The 15,195-nt window shown below is 33.9% G+C and carries 10 protein-coding genes; 5 read left to right on the forward strand and 5 right to left on the reverse strand.

The window, feature by feature from the left end:
- Nucleotides 1-151: 151 nt before the first annotated feature.
- The 4 genes from asnB (at nucleotide 152) to secDF (ending at nucleotide 8,080) form a co-directional block, all read left to right on the forward strand.
- Nucleotides 152-1,768 (forward strand): asparagine synthase B, encoded by a 1,617-nt coding sequence (gene asnB / locus ACNQGB_RS12315; RefSeq protein WP_417946593.1) that lies wholly within the window; start codon nucleotides 152-154, stop codon nucleotides 1,766-1,768.
- A gap of 180 nt (nucleotides 1,769-1,948) precedes the next feature.
- A complete protein-coding gene (gene gyrB / locus ACNQGB_RS12320) occupies nucleotides 1,949-3,892 on the forward strand; it encodes a DNA topoisomerase (ATP-hydrolyzing) subunit B (RefSeq protein WP_282743231.1) in 1,944 nt (647 codons plus the stop codon).
- Between the two features lie 53 nt (nucleotides 3,893-3,945).
- A complete protein-coding gene (gene mdh / locus ACNQGB_RS12325; protein ID WP_417946595.1) occupies nucleotides 3,946-4,881 on the forward strand; it encodes a malate dehydrogenase in 936 nt (311 codons plus the stop codon).
- A gap of 226 nt (nucleotides 4,882-5,107) precedes the next feature.
- Nucleotides 5,108-8,080 (forward strand): protein translocase subunit SecDF, encoded by a 2,973-nt coding sequence (gene secDF, locus ACNQGB_RS12330; RefSeq protein WP_417946597.1) that lies wholly within the window; start codon nucleotides 5,108-5,110, stop codon nucleotides 8,078-8,080.
- A gap of 479 nt (nucleotides 8,081-8,559) precedes the next feature.
- Here the strand turns inward: secDF and lgt are convergent, their stop codons facing one another.
- From lgt to ACNQGB_RS12355, 5 genes are all read right to left on the reverse strand, one after another.
- A complete protein-coding gene (gene lgt, locus ACNQGB_RS12335) occupies nucleotides 8,560-9,489 on the reverse strand; it encodes a prolipoprotein diacylglyceryl transferase (RefSeq protein ID WP_417946599.1) in 930 nt (309 codons plus the stop codon).
- 85 nt (nucleotides 9,490-9,574) lie between these two features.
- Nucleotides 9,575-9,805, reverse strand: a complete 231-nt coding sequence (gene yidD / locus ACNQGB_RS12340) for a membrane protein insertion efficiency factor YidD (protein WP_417946601.1) — start codon at nucleotides 9,803-9,805, stop codon at nucleotides 9,575-9,577.
- Between the two features lie 65 nt (nucleotides 9,806-9,870).
- On the reverse strand, nucleotides 9,871-11,349 hold the full coding sequence (gene cysS, locus ACNQGB_RS12345; protein WP_417946603.1) for a cysteine--tRNA ligase: 1,479 nt from the start codon (nucleotides 11,347-11,349) through the stop codon (nucleotides 9,871-9,873).
- 131 nt (nucleotides 11,350-11,480) lie between these two features.
- Complete coding sequence (gene folE, locus ACNQGB_RS12350; protein ID WP_417946605.1) at nucleotides 11,481-12,152, reverse strand: GTP cyclohydrolase I FolE; 672 nt, start codon at nucleotides 12,150-12,152, stop codon at nucleotides 11,481-11,483.
- A 229-nt stretch (nucleotides 12,153-12,381) separates the two neighbouring features.
- Complete coding sequence (locus ACNQGB_RS12355; RefSeq protein WP_417946607.1) at nucleotides 12,382-13,575, reverse strand: pyridoxal phosphate-dependent aminotransferase; 1,194 nt, start codon at nucleotides 13,573-13,575, stop codon at nucleotides 12,382-12,384.
- Between the two features lie 129 nt (nucleotides 13,576-13,704).
- Here ACNQGB_RS12355 and ACNQGB_RS12360 point away from each other — a divergent pair, with 129 nt between their 5' ends.
- Complete coding sequence (locus ACNQGB_RS12360) at nucleotides 13,705-15,036, forward strand: PDZ domain-containing protein (protein WP_417946609.1); 1,332 nt, start codon at nucleotides 13,705-13,707, stop codon at nucleotides 15,034-15,036.
- The last annotated feature ends 159 nt before the right edge of the window (nucleotides 15,037-15,195 follow it).

Raw genomic sequence — 15,195 nt, forward strand, 5'->3', positions numbered from 1 at the left:
CATGATCAAAGATAAATTTTGAGTTACATTTTAAATCTAAAAGTTAAGTTTTAGTAACAGATAGTAATTAATAGTTGAAATTATATTTCGTATCGGTAGTAGGTAGCGCATATTTGTCAAACTGCAATTAAAAAAATTAAATTAGGGTACTATGTGCGGAATATTAGCGATCATTGGTAAAGGAAAAGAGGAGCAGCTAGTAAGGGATCTCTCTAAAAGAATGGCTCATAGAGGTCCAGATGAAAACGGTTTGTTTATTACTGAAAAAGGACATTTTTTAAGTCATGAACGGCTTTCTATTTTAGATTTAAGTACTGGAAAGCAACCCATTCAAGGGACCGCCACTGCCTACATGATTCATAATGGAGAAATTTACAACCACAAAGAACTTCGTTCCGGTATTTTGAAAGGACATACTTTTAGAACGCAATCAGACTCAGAAGTAATCGTGCATTTGTACGAAGAATTTGGCTTTGATTTCTGTGATAAACTGGACGGCGATTTTGCTTTTGTCATAGTTGATGGAGACAATTATATGGCCGCTCGCGATCCATTAGGCGTGAAACCCTTATATTATGGTTTAGACGAACGAGGAAGAATTTATTTTGCTTCCGAAATGAAAGCTATTGTTGATCAATGTAAAACATGTTCTACGTTTCCTCCAGGGCATTATTACACGGCCAATACGGGTTTTGTAAAATATTTTAGACCTGAATTTGAAAATTTTGAGAAAGCAAATCAAGAAACAGATTTTACACTAATTAGAAAAGCACTGATAAAAGCTACCCAAAAAAGACTAATAGCAGATGTTCCTATTGGTGTCTTACTGTCAGGAGGTTTAGACTCTTCTTTGATAACGGCTATAGCTGCGAGATTACAAGCAGAAAGCGGAAAAAAATTACAGTCTTTCGCAATTGGTTTAGATGCTAATGCGCCTGACGTTGCAGCAGCGCGCAAAGTAGCGGCTTTTTTGAATACTGAGCACAACGAAATTTACTTTACTGTCCAAGACGGAATCGAAATTATTCAAGAAGTGATACGGCAAATAGAAACCTATGACGTCATTACTGTACGAGCAAGTGTTCCTATGTATTTTGTTGCAAAAGCTATAAAAAAATCAGGGATTAAAGTCATTTTGTCTGGTGAAGGTGCAGATGAAATTTTTGGTGGGTATTTGTATTTTGCCAATGCCCCTTCGGTTGAAGATTTTCAGAAGGAAACCATCGAAAGAGTCCAAAAATTGTTCACAGCTGATTTATTAAGAGCAGATAAAGCAATGATGGCTCATGGTGTTGAGACTAGAGTTCCGTTTTTAGATAAAGAATTTTTAGATATTGCCATACGAATTAAAGCAGAAGAAAAAATGCCTAAGACGTATCAGGGTAAAGAAAAATACATTTTGCGAAAAGCTTTTGATTTTCAGGACGATTCCTATCTTCCAGACGAAGTTTTATGGAGGCAAAAAGAGCAATTTTCGGATGGTGTTGGGTATAATTGGATTGATGAATTGATTGATTATTGTGCAACACAAGTTACAGATGAGCAATTAGCTGGAGCTGCAATCGAGTTTCCGTATAATTCTCCTGCAACTAAAGAAGCCTATTTTTACAGGTCTATTTTTAATAAGTACTATCCACAGATAAGTGCTGCACAGACTGTTAGGAAATGGATTCCAAAATGGCAAGAAAATTTGGATCCAAGTGGAAGAGCAAATTCGGCACACATGCAAGCAGATACTGAAATTGCAAAAACAAGAGGTACTTTTTAACCCATTATTTTTGTTTTGCTTTAGATATAAAAATGCGCTCTAGTTGAAGCGCATTTTTTTTGTCTTATATGAACAAATGTTAATAACTTAAGTACTTAAAAAGGTATTTTAACGGTTATATAATTTGTGATTTTATATATTTGCCTGTTAGACAAAAATTACGTTTTTAGAATAAAATATATGAGCGAAGAAATCAAGAAGGACAATTATTCAGCGGATAGTATTCAGGCGTTAGAAGGAATGGAGCATGTAAGAATGCGACCATCGATGTATATTGGAGATGTAGGTGTTCGAGGACTACACCATTTAGTTTATGAGGTTGTAGATAACTCTATTGATGAGGCAATGGGTGGTCATTGTGATACCATCAGAGTCGATATTAATGAAGATGGATCTATTTCTGTTGAAGATAATGGACGTGGTATTCCGGTTGGTATTCATAAAAAAGAAGGTGTTTCAGCATTGGAAGTAGTAATGACTAAAATTGGTGCTGGAGGTAAATTTGATAAAGATTCTTATAAGGTTTCTGGAGGACTTCACGGTGTTGGAGTTTCTGTAGTGAATGCTTTGTCCAATCATTTGAGAGCTACCGTTCACAGTAGTGATGGAAAAGTATACGAGCAAGAATATGAAAAAGGAAAAGCGTTGTATCCGGTTAAACAAATTGGAGAAACAACCAAAAGAGGAACAATCGTTACTTTTTATCCGGATCCAAGTATTTTTACGCAAACAATAGAGTATTCTTATGATACTTTATCCGCTCGTATGCGTGAATTATCTTATTTGAATAAAGGAATCACAATTACTTTTACTGATAAAAGAGAATTAGATAAAGATGGGAATTTTGTTTCTGAAATTTTTCATTCTGATGAAGGTCTAAAAGAATACATCCGTTATTTAGACGGGAACCGTGAGCCAATTATTGCGCACGTGATTTCTATGGACCATGAAAAAGGTGAAATTCCAGTTGAGGTTGCATTAATTTACAATACAAGTTATACAGAGAATATTTTCTCTTACGTAAATAATATCAACACACACGAAGGAGGAACGCACTTGCAAGGTTTCAGGACCGGTCTTACGAGATCGTTAAAGAAATATGCAGATGCTTCTGGAATGTTAGATAAACTGAAATTTGATATTTCTGGTGATGACTTCCGTGAAGGTTTAACAGCTATTATTTCTGTAAAAGTTGCTGAACCACAATTTGAAGGACAAACCAAAACGAAATTAGGAAACAGAGAAGTTGTTTCTCCGGTTTCTCAAGCGGTGAGTGAAATGATTGAAAATTATTTGGAAGAAAATCCAAATGATGCACGTATCATTGTTCAAAAAGTAATTCTTGCAGCACAAGCGCGTCACGCAGCTAAAAAGGCACGTGAAATGGTACAACGCAAAACCGTAATGGGTGGCGGTGGATTGCCAGGGAAATTATCAGATTGTTCAGAGCAAGATCCTGCAAAATGCGAAGTATATCTTGTCGAGGGAGATTCGGCAGGAGGAACTGCAAAACAAGGTCGTGATCGTGCGTTTCAAGCTATTTTGCCATTACGTGGTAAGATTTTGAACGTAGAAAAAGCGATGCACCACAAGGTTTTTGAAAACGAAGAGATTCGAAATATATTTACTGCTCTTGGAGTTACAATAGGAACTGCCGAAGATAGTAAAGCCTTAAATATTGAAAAATTACGCTATCATAAAGTAATTATTATGTGTGATGCCGATGTCGATGGTAGTCACATTTCTACTTTAATCTTGACGTTCTTCTTCCGTTTTATGAAAGAATTAATAGAAGAAGGTCACGTATATATTGCTGCACCACCTTTATATTTAGTCAAAAAAGGAAACAAGAAAGAATACGCTTGGAATGACGTACAACGCGATCAAGCGAATGAACGAATGGGCGGAAGCGCAGGAATTCAACGTTATAAAGGTCTTGGAGAGATGAACGCGGAGCAATTATGGGAAACTACAATGGATCCAAGTTTCAGAACCTTGCGTCAGGTAACAATTGACAGTTTGGCGGAAGCCGATAGGGTTTTCTCTATGTTAATGGGTGACGAAGTACCACCAAGAAGAGAGTTTATTGAGAAAAATGCAGTGTATGCAAATATTGATGCATAATAAATAAACTATTAACCACAGAAATTAACTAATAACCGAATAAACTTTAAAATATGAAAGTTACCATTGTAGGAGCAGGGAATGTAGGTGCAACCTGTGCAGACGTGATTTCTTATAGAGGAATTGCTAGCGAGGTAGTGTTGCTTGATATCAAAGAAGGTTTTGCTGAGGGTAAAGCGCTAGATATTATGCAATGTGCTACCAATACGGGTTTTAATACCAAAGTATCAGGCGTTACTAATGACTATTCTAAAACAGCAGGAAGTGATGTGGTAGTGATTACATCAGGAATTCCAAGAAAACCAGGAATGACTCGTGAAGAATTGATAGGAATCAATGCAGGAATTGTGAAAACAGTTGTTGAAAACGTACTTAAGTTTTCTCCAGATACAATAATAGTTGTAGTTTCTAATCCTATGGATACCATGACGTATTTAGCATTGAAAGCTACTGGATTGCCAAAAAATAGAATTATTGGAATGGGAGGAGCACTGGATAGTTCACGTTTTAGAACGTATTTATCTTTATCTTTAGACAAACCGGCTAATGATATTTCAGCGATGGTTATCGGCGGGCATGGTGACACTACTATGATTCCGTTGACAAGACTAGCATCTTATAATGGAATTCCAGTTTCACAATTTCTATCTGAAGAAGAATTGAAAAAAGTAGCTGCAGATACGATGGTTGGTGGAGCAACACTTACAGGTCTTCTTGGGACATCAGCTTGGTATGCTCCGGGAGCTTCAGTTGCTTTCTTGGTAGACAGCATTTTGAATGACCAAAAGAAAATGATCGCTTGTTCTGTTTTTGTAGAAGGAGAATACGGTCAAAAGGATATTTGTATCGGTGTTCCTTGTATTATTGGTAAAAATGGTATCGAAGAAATTCTTGATATAGCACTTAATGATGAAGAAAAAGCCTTGTTTGCAAAAAGTGCAGACGCGGTTAGGCAAATGAATGATGCCTTAAAATCGATTTTAGCGTAAAAAAATATACATATAATGAGTAAGACTGCTACTATGCAGTCTTTTTCTTGAGATTAATTAATAAATAAATTGGTTAATCTTAACGTTAATTATATATTTGCTCGGTTTAAAAAAATAATGTAGAACTTGATTTGTCTTTTTTTTGGTAAAAAAATGGATGCCAAGTCACATTTTATAAGGTTTAAAGCAAAAATAAATAAATAAAAATAATTAATTTTTAGTAATAATGCAGAATAAAGGACTTATTAAATTTTTCGCAATTCTATTTGCATTGGTAAGTATTTACCAACTTTCGTTCACTTTTGTAGCCAGTAAAGTAAAAAGCGATGCAAAATCTTTTGCTAATGGAAATGCTGACAAAGAAGTAAAATATTTAGATTCTATTGGTAAGGAAAAAGTATTCAATATTGGTTTTACTGATTTTACTTTTAATGAGGTAAGTGACAAACAAATCAATAAAGGTCTTGACTTAGAAGGAGGTATTAATGTGATACTTCAAATATCAGTTAAAGATATTTTAAAAGGATTATCCAATAATTCTAAAAATCCAATTTTCAATAAATCTTTGGCTGACGCAACTGCGGATATGCAAGGTAATAAATCCTACTTGGATAAATTTTTTGATGCTTTTGAAGCAAATTCAAAAGGAACGGTAAAATTAGCTTCTCCAGATATTTTTGCAAATAGAAGTTTGCAAGGTGAAGGTGGTGTTGATTTTCAAATGTCCGATTCTGAAGTTCAAAAAGTAATCAAAAGAAAAGTTGAAGAATCTGTTGAAAGTGCTTTTGGTGTATTAAGAAAACGTATAGATCAATTTGGTGTAACACAACCTAATATTCAAAAATTAGGTAACTCTGGTCAAATTCTTGTAGAACTTCCGGGTGCTAAAGATGTAGATCGTGCAAAAAAATTATTATCAAGCACGGCTCAATTACAATTTTGGGAAACGTATAAAATTGAGGAAATTGGTAATTTCTTAATGGCTGCTAATGAGTCATTGAAAAAAACAGAAGTAAAAACTACTGAAGTTAAACCGGTAGTAAAAGATTCATTAAGCGCTTTGCTTGCAGATACTAAAGATTCTACTGTTGCTAAAAAAGGTCAAAATCCTATATTTGATAAAATTGTTGGTCAAGGTGGAGGTCCAGTTTTAGGACTTTTCTCTCCAAAAGATACGGCAACAATTAACGGATATTTAAAAAGAGCAGATATCAGAATTTTATTAGCAGGTGATCAGCGTTACGCTAAATTTGTTTGGGGTATTCCAACAACAATAAAAGATGCTAAGGCAAAAGATATTGAAGTATTAGAATTGTATGCTTTAAAAGGAAATAGAGATAATGTTCCTGCTATGGCTGGTGGTGTTATTACTGATGCAAAAGATACTTTTGATCAATCGGGTAAACCAGCGGTTTCGATGCAAATGAATGGTCAAGGTGCAAAAGCTTGGGAAGAATTAACTGGTAGAGCATATACTCAAAAAAGTAATATTGCGATTGTTCTGGATGATGTGGTTTATTCTGCACCAGGTGTTTCTACAGGACCAATTTCAGGTGGTAGGTCTGAAATTTCTGGAGCTTTTGATGTAACTCAAACTAAAGATTTAGCAAATGTTTTAAGAGCAGGTAAATTACCAGCTACTGCTGATATTGTGCAGTCAGAAGTTGTAGGGCCATCCTTAGGGCAAGAAGCTATTGACAATGGAACTAATTCAGCAATTATAGGTTTGCTTTTAGTATCATTATGGATGATGATTTATTATGGTAAAGCAGGTTGGTATGCTAATATTGCATTGGCGATAAACTTACTTTTCTTATTCGGAATTTTAGCAAGTCTTGGAGCTGTTTTAACTTTGCCAGGTATTGCAGGTATTGTTTTAACAATGGGAACTGCTGTCGATGCAAATATTATTATTTATGAAAGAGCAAAAGAAGAATTAAGAGCGGGAAAAACGCTGGAGGAAGCAGTTAAAACATCCTATAGCTGGAGAGGTGCTATGTCATCAATTACAGATGCGAATGTTACGCACATTTTAACAGGTGCTGTGTTGTTTATATTTGGTTCAGGACCAATTAAGGGTTTCGCGACTACATTATTAATAGGTATTATAACGTCATTATTTACTTCTATTTTTATCGCTAGAATTTTTATCGACTTGAATATTAGCAAAAAGAACAACTTGACATTTGTTACTAATTTCTCTAAGAACATGTTCAATAACTTTCATTTTGATTTCTTAGGAGTTAAAAAGTGGACGTATTTGTTTTCGAGTATCGTAGTTGTAATCAGTGTAATATCGTTAGCAACAAATGGTTTAGATGAAGGAGTTGATTTTGTTGGAGGAAGAACTTTTCAAGTGCGTTTCGAGAAACCAATTGAAACAGAAACTGTAAAAGCAGAATTAGCTAAAGTTTTAGATGGTAGCGCCGAGGTGAAAATTTTTGGTAACAGCAACCAATTAAAAATAACAACGAAGTATAAAGTTGAAGAGCCAGGAATAAAAGCAGATGAAGAAGTAAACAAACTATTGTTTGGAACTTTGAAAAAGCATTATTCAGCAGATATGACCTATGAAAAATTTGTGAATGCTTACGAAGGTAAAACATTAGGTATTGTACAAGCATCAAAAGTTGGACCAACAGTTGCTGAGGATATTAAGACAAATGCGTATTGGGCCGTTCTTGGTGCTATGGCAATTGTGTTTTTATACTTAATGATCAGTTATAGAAAATGGCAATATAGTTTAGGTGCGATTGCAGCTGTAGCGCACGATGTTATTTTTGTTTTAGGTATTTATTCTTTATGTTACAAATTTATGCCTTTCGGAATGGAGATTGATCAGCATTTTATTGCTGCGATTCTTACTGTAATTGGTTACTCAATGAATGATACTGTAATTGTATTTGATAGAGTTCGTGAATTTTTAGCTGGAAAGACTAAAGGTACTTTCTCTGATATTGTAAATCAATCTATTAATACAACAATGTCAAGAACGATTAATACGTCCTTAACGATGATTGTTGTTTTATTAATCATGTTTATTTTTGGTGGCGAATCTATTAGAGGATTTATCTTTGCAATGTTAGTGGGTATCATTGTAGGAACATACTCTTCATTGTTTATTGCAACACCAGTTTTAGTTGATACTATTTCTAAAGAAGATAAAAACAAGGTAGAAAAAGCACATCAAGAAGTTTAGTATAATTTTTATACAAGGTTAAAAAAAGAGATTCAACGAAAGTTGAATCTCTTTTTTTTGGTCAAAAGTAGCCTGTAGATTATTCTCTTTCTTTGTTTTGCTACTGTGTAAAAAATTTTACCTTGTATTTACTATTCTAAAGTATTGAGGTTTTTATAATACAATTTGTATGTGAATACCACCGTATCTTATTTAGTATTTTTCAATTAAATTAATAAAGGTGGAGTGACGTTCATTACTTTGAAAGTGTTGAACTACGATTTGAAAAAAGAATTACTAGTTTTAGAATATTTAATAATCATCATAATGGGTGCGTAGCTGTAAAGTTTTTCTTTGCAATGTTACTTTCCGCGTTGTTAGTTTGTTGTTTATATATTCTTTCACTTTAGTTTTAATGTTAACACAGAACTAGTATCAAAATAAAAGCGTTATCCACTCAGTTGCAGATAACGCTTTGTTATTTTGTAATAATATAGTTTTTATAAACTACTCTGTTCTTTTTTTGCAGTAAATACAAAATAAAGTCCAATGAGTATAAAAGGAATACTCAACCACTGACCTGTAGAAAGTAATCCTAAGGTACTTTCAAATCCTCCTTGACTTTCTTTAACCGATTCTACTACTATACGTACGGAGAATAACAAAACTAGAAACATACCAAAAATATAGCCAGTGTATTTTCTTTTTTCAGTTTTCCAATAGAAGAAAAATAAGATGGCAAAAACAAAAATGTAGCAAAACGCTTCATATAACTGGGTAGGATGTTTAGCAGGAACTTGCTCCAGTAATGATGCAAATTTTGGATCAGTGGCTATGGCAGTGTACGCGTCTTTTGGATTTGCTATTTGTGTGGCATTAACTGCATCCATTGCACTAAAGTGATCTCTAATGAATTTTATTCCAAAAGTAGATTGTGTTTTATAGCCTATAATTTCTGAATTAAAAAAATTCCCTAATCGTACAAAAATGGCGCCACTGGCTACTGGTATTACAACTCGATCTAAAATCCATAATTGTGGTCGTCTAAGAATGTTTTTGCTGTAAAAATACATGGCAACAATAATAGAAATAGCAGCTCCATGACTTGCCAACCCTTGATATCCTGTAAATTCAAAATTTGGAGTAAAACGAAACGGTAAAATAATTTCAGATAAGTGATTGCGATAATATTCCCAATCATAAAAGAAAACGTGACCTAATCGTGCTCCAATTAAAGTGGCAAGAACAGTCCAAATAAATAGAGAATCTAGTTTTTCAAGAGATTCTCCTTCACGTTCAAAAATGTGTTTCATGATGTACCAGCCTAATCCAAAAGCAATTACAAACATTAAGCTATAATATCGAATAATAAAAAAGCCTAAATCGATTCCTTCTGATGGATTCCAAACAATGTTTAAAGCGTGTGTCATTTAGTGTTAAATTTGTTTATTGATCGTAAAAATAGATATTTAAAGTTCAATTTTTAAAGTATAAAAAGTTAATGTTTGTGATGCCTTACTTTTTAGGAACGGGATCGTAACCTGTTTTTCCCCAAGGATGGCAACTCAAGATGCGCTTTATTCCAAGAAAACCACCATAAAATAAACCATGAGTTTGTAATGCTTCAATCATATAAGATGAGCAAGTTGGTTGAAATCTACAAGCTGCAGGTGTAAAAGGGGAAATAGCAACTTGATAAAACCGAACCAATACTAAAAAAGGGTAAACAATTATTTTTGATAACATATTTTGAATAGTTATGTAAAACGTCACTTTTATTTTTTACAATTGGTTCGCGTAGCAATTGGAACTTAAATACTAAAAGTAGTTCCTTCTTTACCGTCTTTGAGCTGAATTCCTAATGCTATTAGTTGATCTCTAATTTGGTCAGATAATGCAAAGTTCTTATTGTCACGGGCTTGTTTCCTCATTTCAATAAGCATATTAACTGTTCCTTCTAATTTGTCATTACTGCTATCTGAAATTTTTTCATCTTCCATTCCAAGAACTTCAAAAACAAAATCGGTCATTGCTTTCTCGAATGATTTTAAATCCTCGGTATTCAATGTTTCTTTCCCATCTTTTAATATATTTATAAAACGAACGCCTTCAAATAACTGCGCAATTAAAATTGGCGTGTTAAAATCATCATTCATCGCATCATAACACAATTGTTTCCAAGCAGGAATATCAATAGTGCTTTTTGCGCTAGCTGAGATATCTTTTAATGAATGCATTGCTTCCATCAATCGTTTATATCCTTTTTCTGCGGCAACTATTGCATCATCAGAAAAATCAAGAATGCTTCTGTAGTGTGCTTGTAACATGAAAAATCGAGCTACCGATGCAGAGAAAGCTTTGCTTAAAATGGTGTTTTCACCAGTTAATATTTCTCTTGGTAAAATATTATTACCAGTAGATTTGGCCATTTTTTTTCCATTCAAAGTCAACATGTTGGCATGCATCCAGTAATTAACAGGAGTCTGACCGGTGCAGGCTTCATTTTGAGCAATTTCGCATTCATGATGTGGGAATTTCAGATCCATTCCACCGCCGTGAATATCAAAATGATTGCCTAGATATTTTGTACTCATAGCCGTACACTCTAAGTGCCATCCTGGAAATCCATCGCTCCATGGTGAAGGCCAACGCATGATATGTTGCGGTTCTGCTTTTTTCCAAAGTGCAAAATCTTGTGAATTTCTCTTATCACTTTGTCCGTCTAGATCACGAGTGTTAGCAAGCATGTCTTCTATATTTCTGCCACTTAATCGGCCATAATGATTGGTTTCATTAAATTTTACTACATCAAAATAAACAGATCCGTTGGCTTCATACCCAATTCCTTTGTCGATTATAGTTTTAATAATTTCAATTTGTTCGATAATATGACCCGTAGCTGTTGGTTCTATACTTGGTGGTAAAAAATTAAATTCGTTCAAGATATCATGAAAATCAACCGTATAGCGTTGTACCACTTCCATAGGTTCTAGTTGCTCTAAACGCGCTTTTTTTGCAATTTTATCTTCACCTTCATCTACATCATCCACAATATGCCCTACGTCTGTAATATTTCGCACGTAGCGTACTTTATAATCCAAATGCAAAAAATACCTAAAAATAATGTCAAATGACATGAAGGTACGAACGTTTCCAAGATGCACATTACTATAAACAGTAGGTCCACAAACGTACATTCCTACATTACCTTCGTGAATGGGTACAAATGTTTCTTTTTCTCCAGAAAGAGAATTGTATATTTTTAGAGTTTGGTTACTATATAATGGCATTGTAGATTATTGTTTTCCCCACCCCAGCCCTCCCCAAAGGGTAGGGAGTTGAGACGTGAATGTGTTAATAATAATTGTTTTGATTTTACCAGACCAGGCTCCCTCTCCTTTGGAGAGGGTCGGGGAGAGGACTAGAACTTTGTTTCTAATTTGATATAATCCAAAAACTCTCTGCGCGTTACATTGTCTTTAAATTTTCCACCAAATTCGGAGGTTACCGTGCTACTCTCAATATCACTGATTCCTCTTGAATTAACACAAAGGTGTTTGGCATCTATTACACAAGCTACATCTTCAGTACCTAAAGCGATTTGTAATTCCTGAACAATTTGCATCGTTAAACGCTCTTGCACCTGAGGTCTTTTGGCATAATATTCAACAATACGATTCATTTTAGACAAACCTATTACCCTACCATTTGAAATATAAGCAACATGTGCTCTTCCAATAATTGGTAATAAATGATGTTCGCAAGTAGAGTAAACAATTATGTTTTTTTCTACTAGCATTTCGCCGTATTTGTAATTATTATCAAAAGTAGATGCTTTTGGTTTTTTTGAAGGATTTAAACCTCCAAAAATTTCTTTTACAAACATTTTTGCTACACGATTGGGCGTGCCTTTTAAACTATCATCTGTTAAGTCCATTCCAAGGGTACTTAAAATACTCTCAACATCTTTTTTTATTTTTTCAATTTTGTCATCATCAGAAAGGTCAAAAGCATCATCTCTTACTGGATTTTTTGCAGATAAACTAAAATGATTATCTCCTATTTCGTCTTGAAATTCTTCGTTTTTTATCATTAAAAGCAACTATTATAGTGGGTATATTTATTTGAGCGGTAAAGATAAATAATAAAAAGTAAAGTATTTCTATAGCCTAAGTATTTAAGAGTACTTTATTGTTTGCGTTTTGTATTCTATGTTTTTTTAAAATAAAAGAAAGGCAACAACGAATTCGCTATTGCCTTTCTTTTAAAATGTAAGGTGCTATGTTTTGAAACTAATCTTCAGCCCCTTTTTTGCTATTACTTTACCTTGCGTTATAGATTGGTATCGCTGTTTTTATAATTTGTACTGCACGAATTAAATCTTCTTTTTTTAGCACGTAAGCAATTCGAACTTGATTCAAACCCATTCCAGCAGTAGAGTAAAAACCTGCAGCTGGCGCTACCATTACTGTTTCACCGTTTAAATCATAGGTTTCCAATAGCCATTGCGCAAAATCATCAGCGTTTTCAATTGGAAGTTGTGCAATACAATAAAACGCACCTTTTGGTTTGGATACCACAACGCCTTCAATTTTATTCAACTCAGTTACTAAAGTATCTCTTCGTTCTCTATATTCTGAAATTACCTCGTCAAAATAACTTTGTGGAGTGTCTAATGCCGCTTCACTTGCAATTTGTTCAATGGTGGGTGGGCTTAGTCTTGCTTGCGCAAATTTCATAGCTGCCCCCATCACTTCTTTGTTTTTAGAGACAATACATCCAATTCTTGCACCGCACATGCTGTATCTTTTTGAAACCGAATCAATCATAATAGCGTGCTCTTCTAGTCCGGGAACATTCATAACCGAATAATGAATGTCGCCATCATAGGTGAATTCTCGATATACTTCATCAGAAATTAAGAACAAATCATGTTTTTTAACCAAAGCGGCCAATTGCATTATTTCCTCTTTTGAATATAAATATCCAGTCGGGTTTCCTGGATTACAAATCAAGATTGCCTTTGTTTTTGGAGTAATTAGTTTTTCAAAATCAGCTACTGCTGGCAAAGCAAATCCAGTTTGAATTGTTGAGATTACAGGAACAACAGTAACGCCTGAGGCTGTTGAAAATCCGTTGTAATTTGCATAAAAAGGTTCTGGTATGATGATTTCATCACCTTGGTCCATAGTGCTTCCCATTGCAAACATTAACGCTTCTGATCCACCTGTAGTGATAATTATATCTTCTTTGTTTACAGATACACCTTGCTTAATGTAAGAAGCAGACAATTTTGTTCTATAGCTTTCGTTTCCTGCTGAGTGGCTGTATTCTAAAATAGTTAAATTAATGTTTTTAACAGCTTCCATTGCAACCTCGGGTGTTTTAATATCCGGTTGGCCAATGTTCAAATGATATACTTTATTTCCTTTTTTCTTAGCGATTTCGGAGTAAGGAACCAATTTACGGATTGGTGATTCTGGCATTTGTGTGCCTTTGATAGATATTTTTGGCATAGTCATATAATTATTGAATTGCAAATTTGCGATTTTTTTTCCGAATGTATTACAATCAAAACGAGTATATATTGTTAAAACTGCAGTTTTGATATAATTTTTTTAGTATTTTTATGTCAAAGATTAACAATGAAAAAAACAGTAGTAACAATTCTCATTTGCCTATTTTTTTGCTCTATTTCTGCCCAAAAAGGATTTCAGTTTGAAAATGGCGTTAATAAAATCAGCATCCCATTTAAGCTGATCAATAATTTAGTTTTTATTCCTATAAAAGTAAATGGTGTAGAGCTTAATTTTCTTTTGGATACGGGTGTCGACGAAACCATATTATTTAGTTTGGAAGACAAAAAAGAAGTCCGTTTTTTTAATACAGAAAGAATTTTACTAAAAGGATTGGGCAGTCAAGAAGCAGTAGAGGGTTTGAAATCTACCAATAACCTTCTGGAATTTGATGCTATGAAATTTCGGAATCATATGCTTTATATTATTTTGGATCCCGAATTTAATCTATCATCTAATGTTGGAATTCCAGTTAATGGTATTATTGGCTATCAGTTTTTCCGAAACTATTTAGTTGAAGTCAATTATAGCAAAAAGAAAGTTGTAGTGTACAGAGAGACGGAAAAAAATCGACTAAAAATTGAAAAAAGTTATAAAAAAATACCTATTTCTATTGAAAAGTCCAAGCCATATATACAAAGTACCATTGTTCAAGATAATAAAGAAATACCTGTTAAGTTATTGATAGATATTGGAAACAGTGATGCTTTATGGCTCTTTCAAGATCGATCCGAATTAATTAAAATACCGACAAAGAATTTTGAAGATTTTCTGGGAAGGGGATTTAGCGGCGATGTGAAAGGGAGAAGAGCTCTAGTTAATAAATTTAAGATGGCAGATTTTGAATTTAATAATCCTGTAGTTGCTTTTCCGGATTCAGTTTCTATTAAAAATGTAAATATGGTTGTAGACCGAAAAGGCTCTGTGGGAGGTGAGGTTATGAAACGATTTACAGTGGTTTTTGATTATAAAAACAATCAAATGTTTTTAAAAAAGAATGGGAATTATAGTACGCCTTTTAGTTACAATAAAAGTGGTGTTGAGATCCAGCAAAGCGGATTGCAATGGGTACAGGAAACAGTACGTATGGAAACCGTGACGCTATCTTCTAGTTATAATGAGGCGGGAGGTGTTAAAGTTAGTGCCAATGATTTTAAATATAAGTTTCAATTAAAGCCTATTTATGAGATTGCTTACGTTCGCCCAAATTCTCCAGCGGCAATTGCAGGATTACAAAAAGGAGATGTGATTATAACTATTAACTATAATCCAACATACAAGCGTACTCTACAAGAGATCAACGCTCTTTTTAAATCCGAAGAGGAAAAAAGAATCATTTTAGAAGTTGAACGTAAAAGCGAAATTTTGAAATTTAATTTTCAGTTGTACAATATTTTGTAAAAAAAAATGCTTTTGGTAGAATTTCCAAAAGCATTTTGATTTTATATTTTAACACTAGTGTCCAATTAAAATAAGTTGAAAACCAGCTGGTTAGTATTATGTTCATTGACATTATTGTAATCTGATTTCATAAGTAGTTCATTTATAGATGTTTTTTCG

This window comes from Flavobacterium frigidum, assembly GCF_048286795.2.

Coding starts and splice junctions, on each gene's coding strand:
- cysS (WP_417946603.1), bottom strand. CDS start 11,349: ATGCCATTATATAGTAACCAAACTCTAAAAATATACAATTCTCTTTCT.
- asnB (WP_417946593.1), top strand. CDS start 152: ATGTGCGGAATATTAGCGATCATTGGTAAAGGAAAAGAGGAGCAGCTA.
- ACNQGB_RS12355 (WP_417946607.1), bottom strand. CDS start 13,575: ATGCCAAAAATATCTATCAAAGGCACACAAATGCCAGAATCACCAATC.
- yidD (WP_417946601.1), bottom strand. CDS start 9,805: ATGTTATCAAAAATAATTGTTTACCCTTTTTTAGTATTGGTTCGGTTT.
- gyrB (WP_282743231.1), top strand. CDS start 1,949: ATGAGCGAAGAAATCAAGAAGGACAATTATTCAGCGGATAGTATTCAG.
- ACNQGB_RS12360 (WP_417946609.1), top strand. CDS start 13,705: ATGAAAAAAACAGTAGTAACAATTCTCATTTGCCTATTTTTTTGCTCT.
- mdh (WP_417946595.1), top strand. CDS start 3,946: ATGAAAGTTACCATTGTAGGAGCAGGGAATGTAGGTGCAACCTGTGCA.
- folE (WP_417946605.1), bottom strand. CDS start 12,152: ATGATAAAAAACGAAGAATTTCAAGACGAAATAGGAGATAATCATTTT.
- lgt (WP_417946599.1), bottom strand. CDS start 9,489: ATGACACACGCTTTAAACATTGTTTGGAATCCATCAGAAGGAATCGAT.
- secDF (WP_417946597.1), top strand. CDS start 5,108: ATGCAGAATAAAGGACTTATTAAATTTTTCGCAATTCTATTTGCATTG.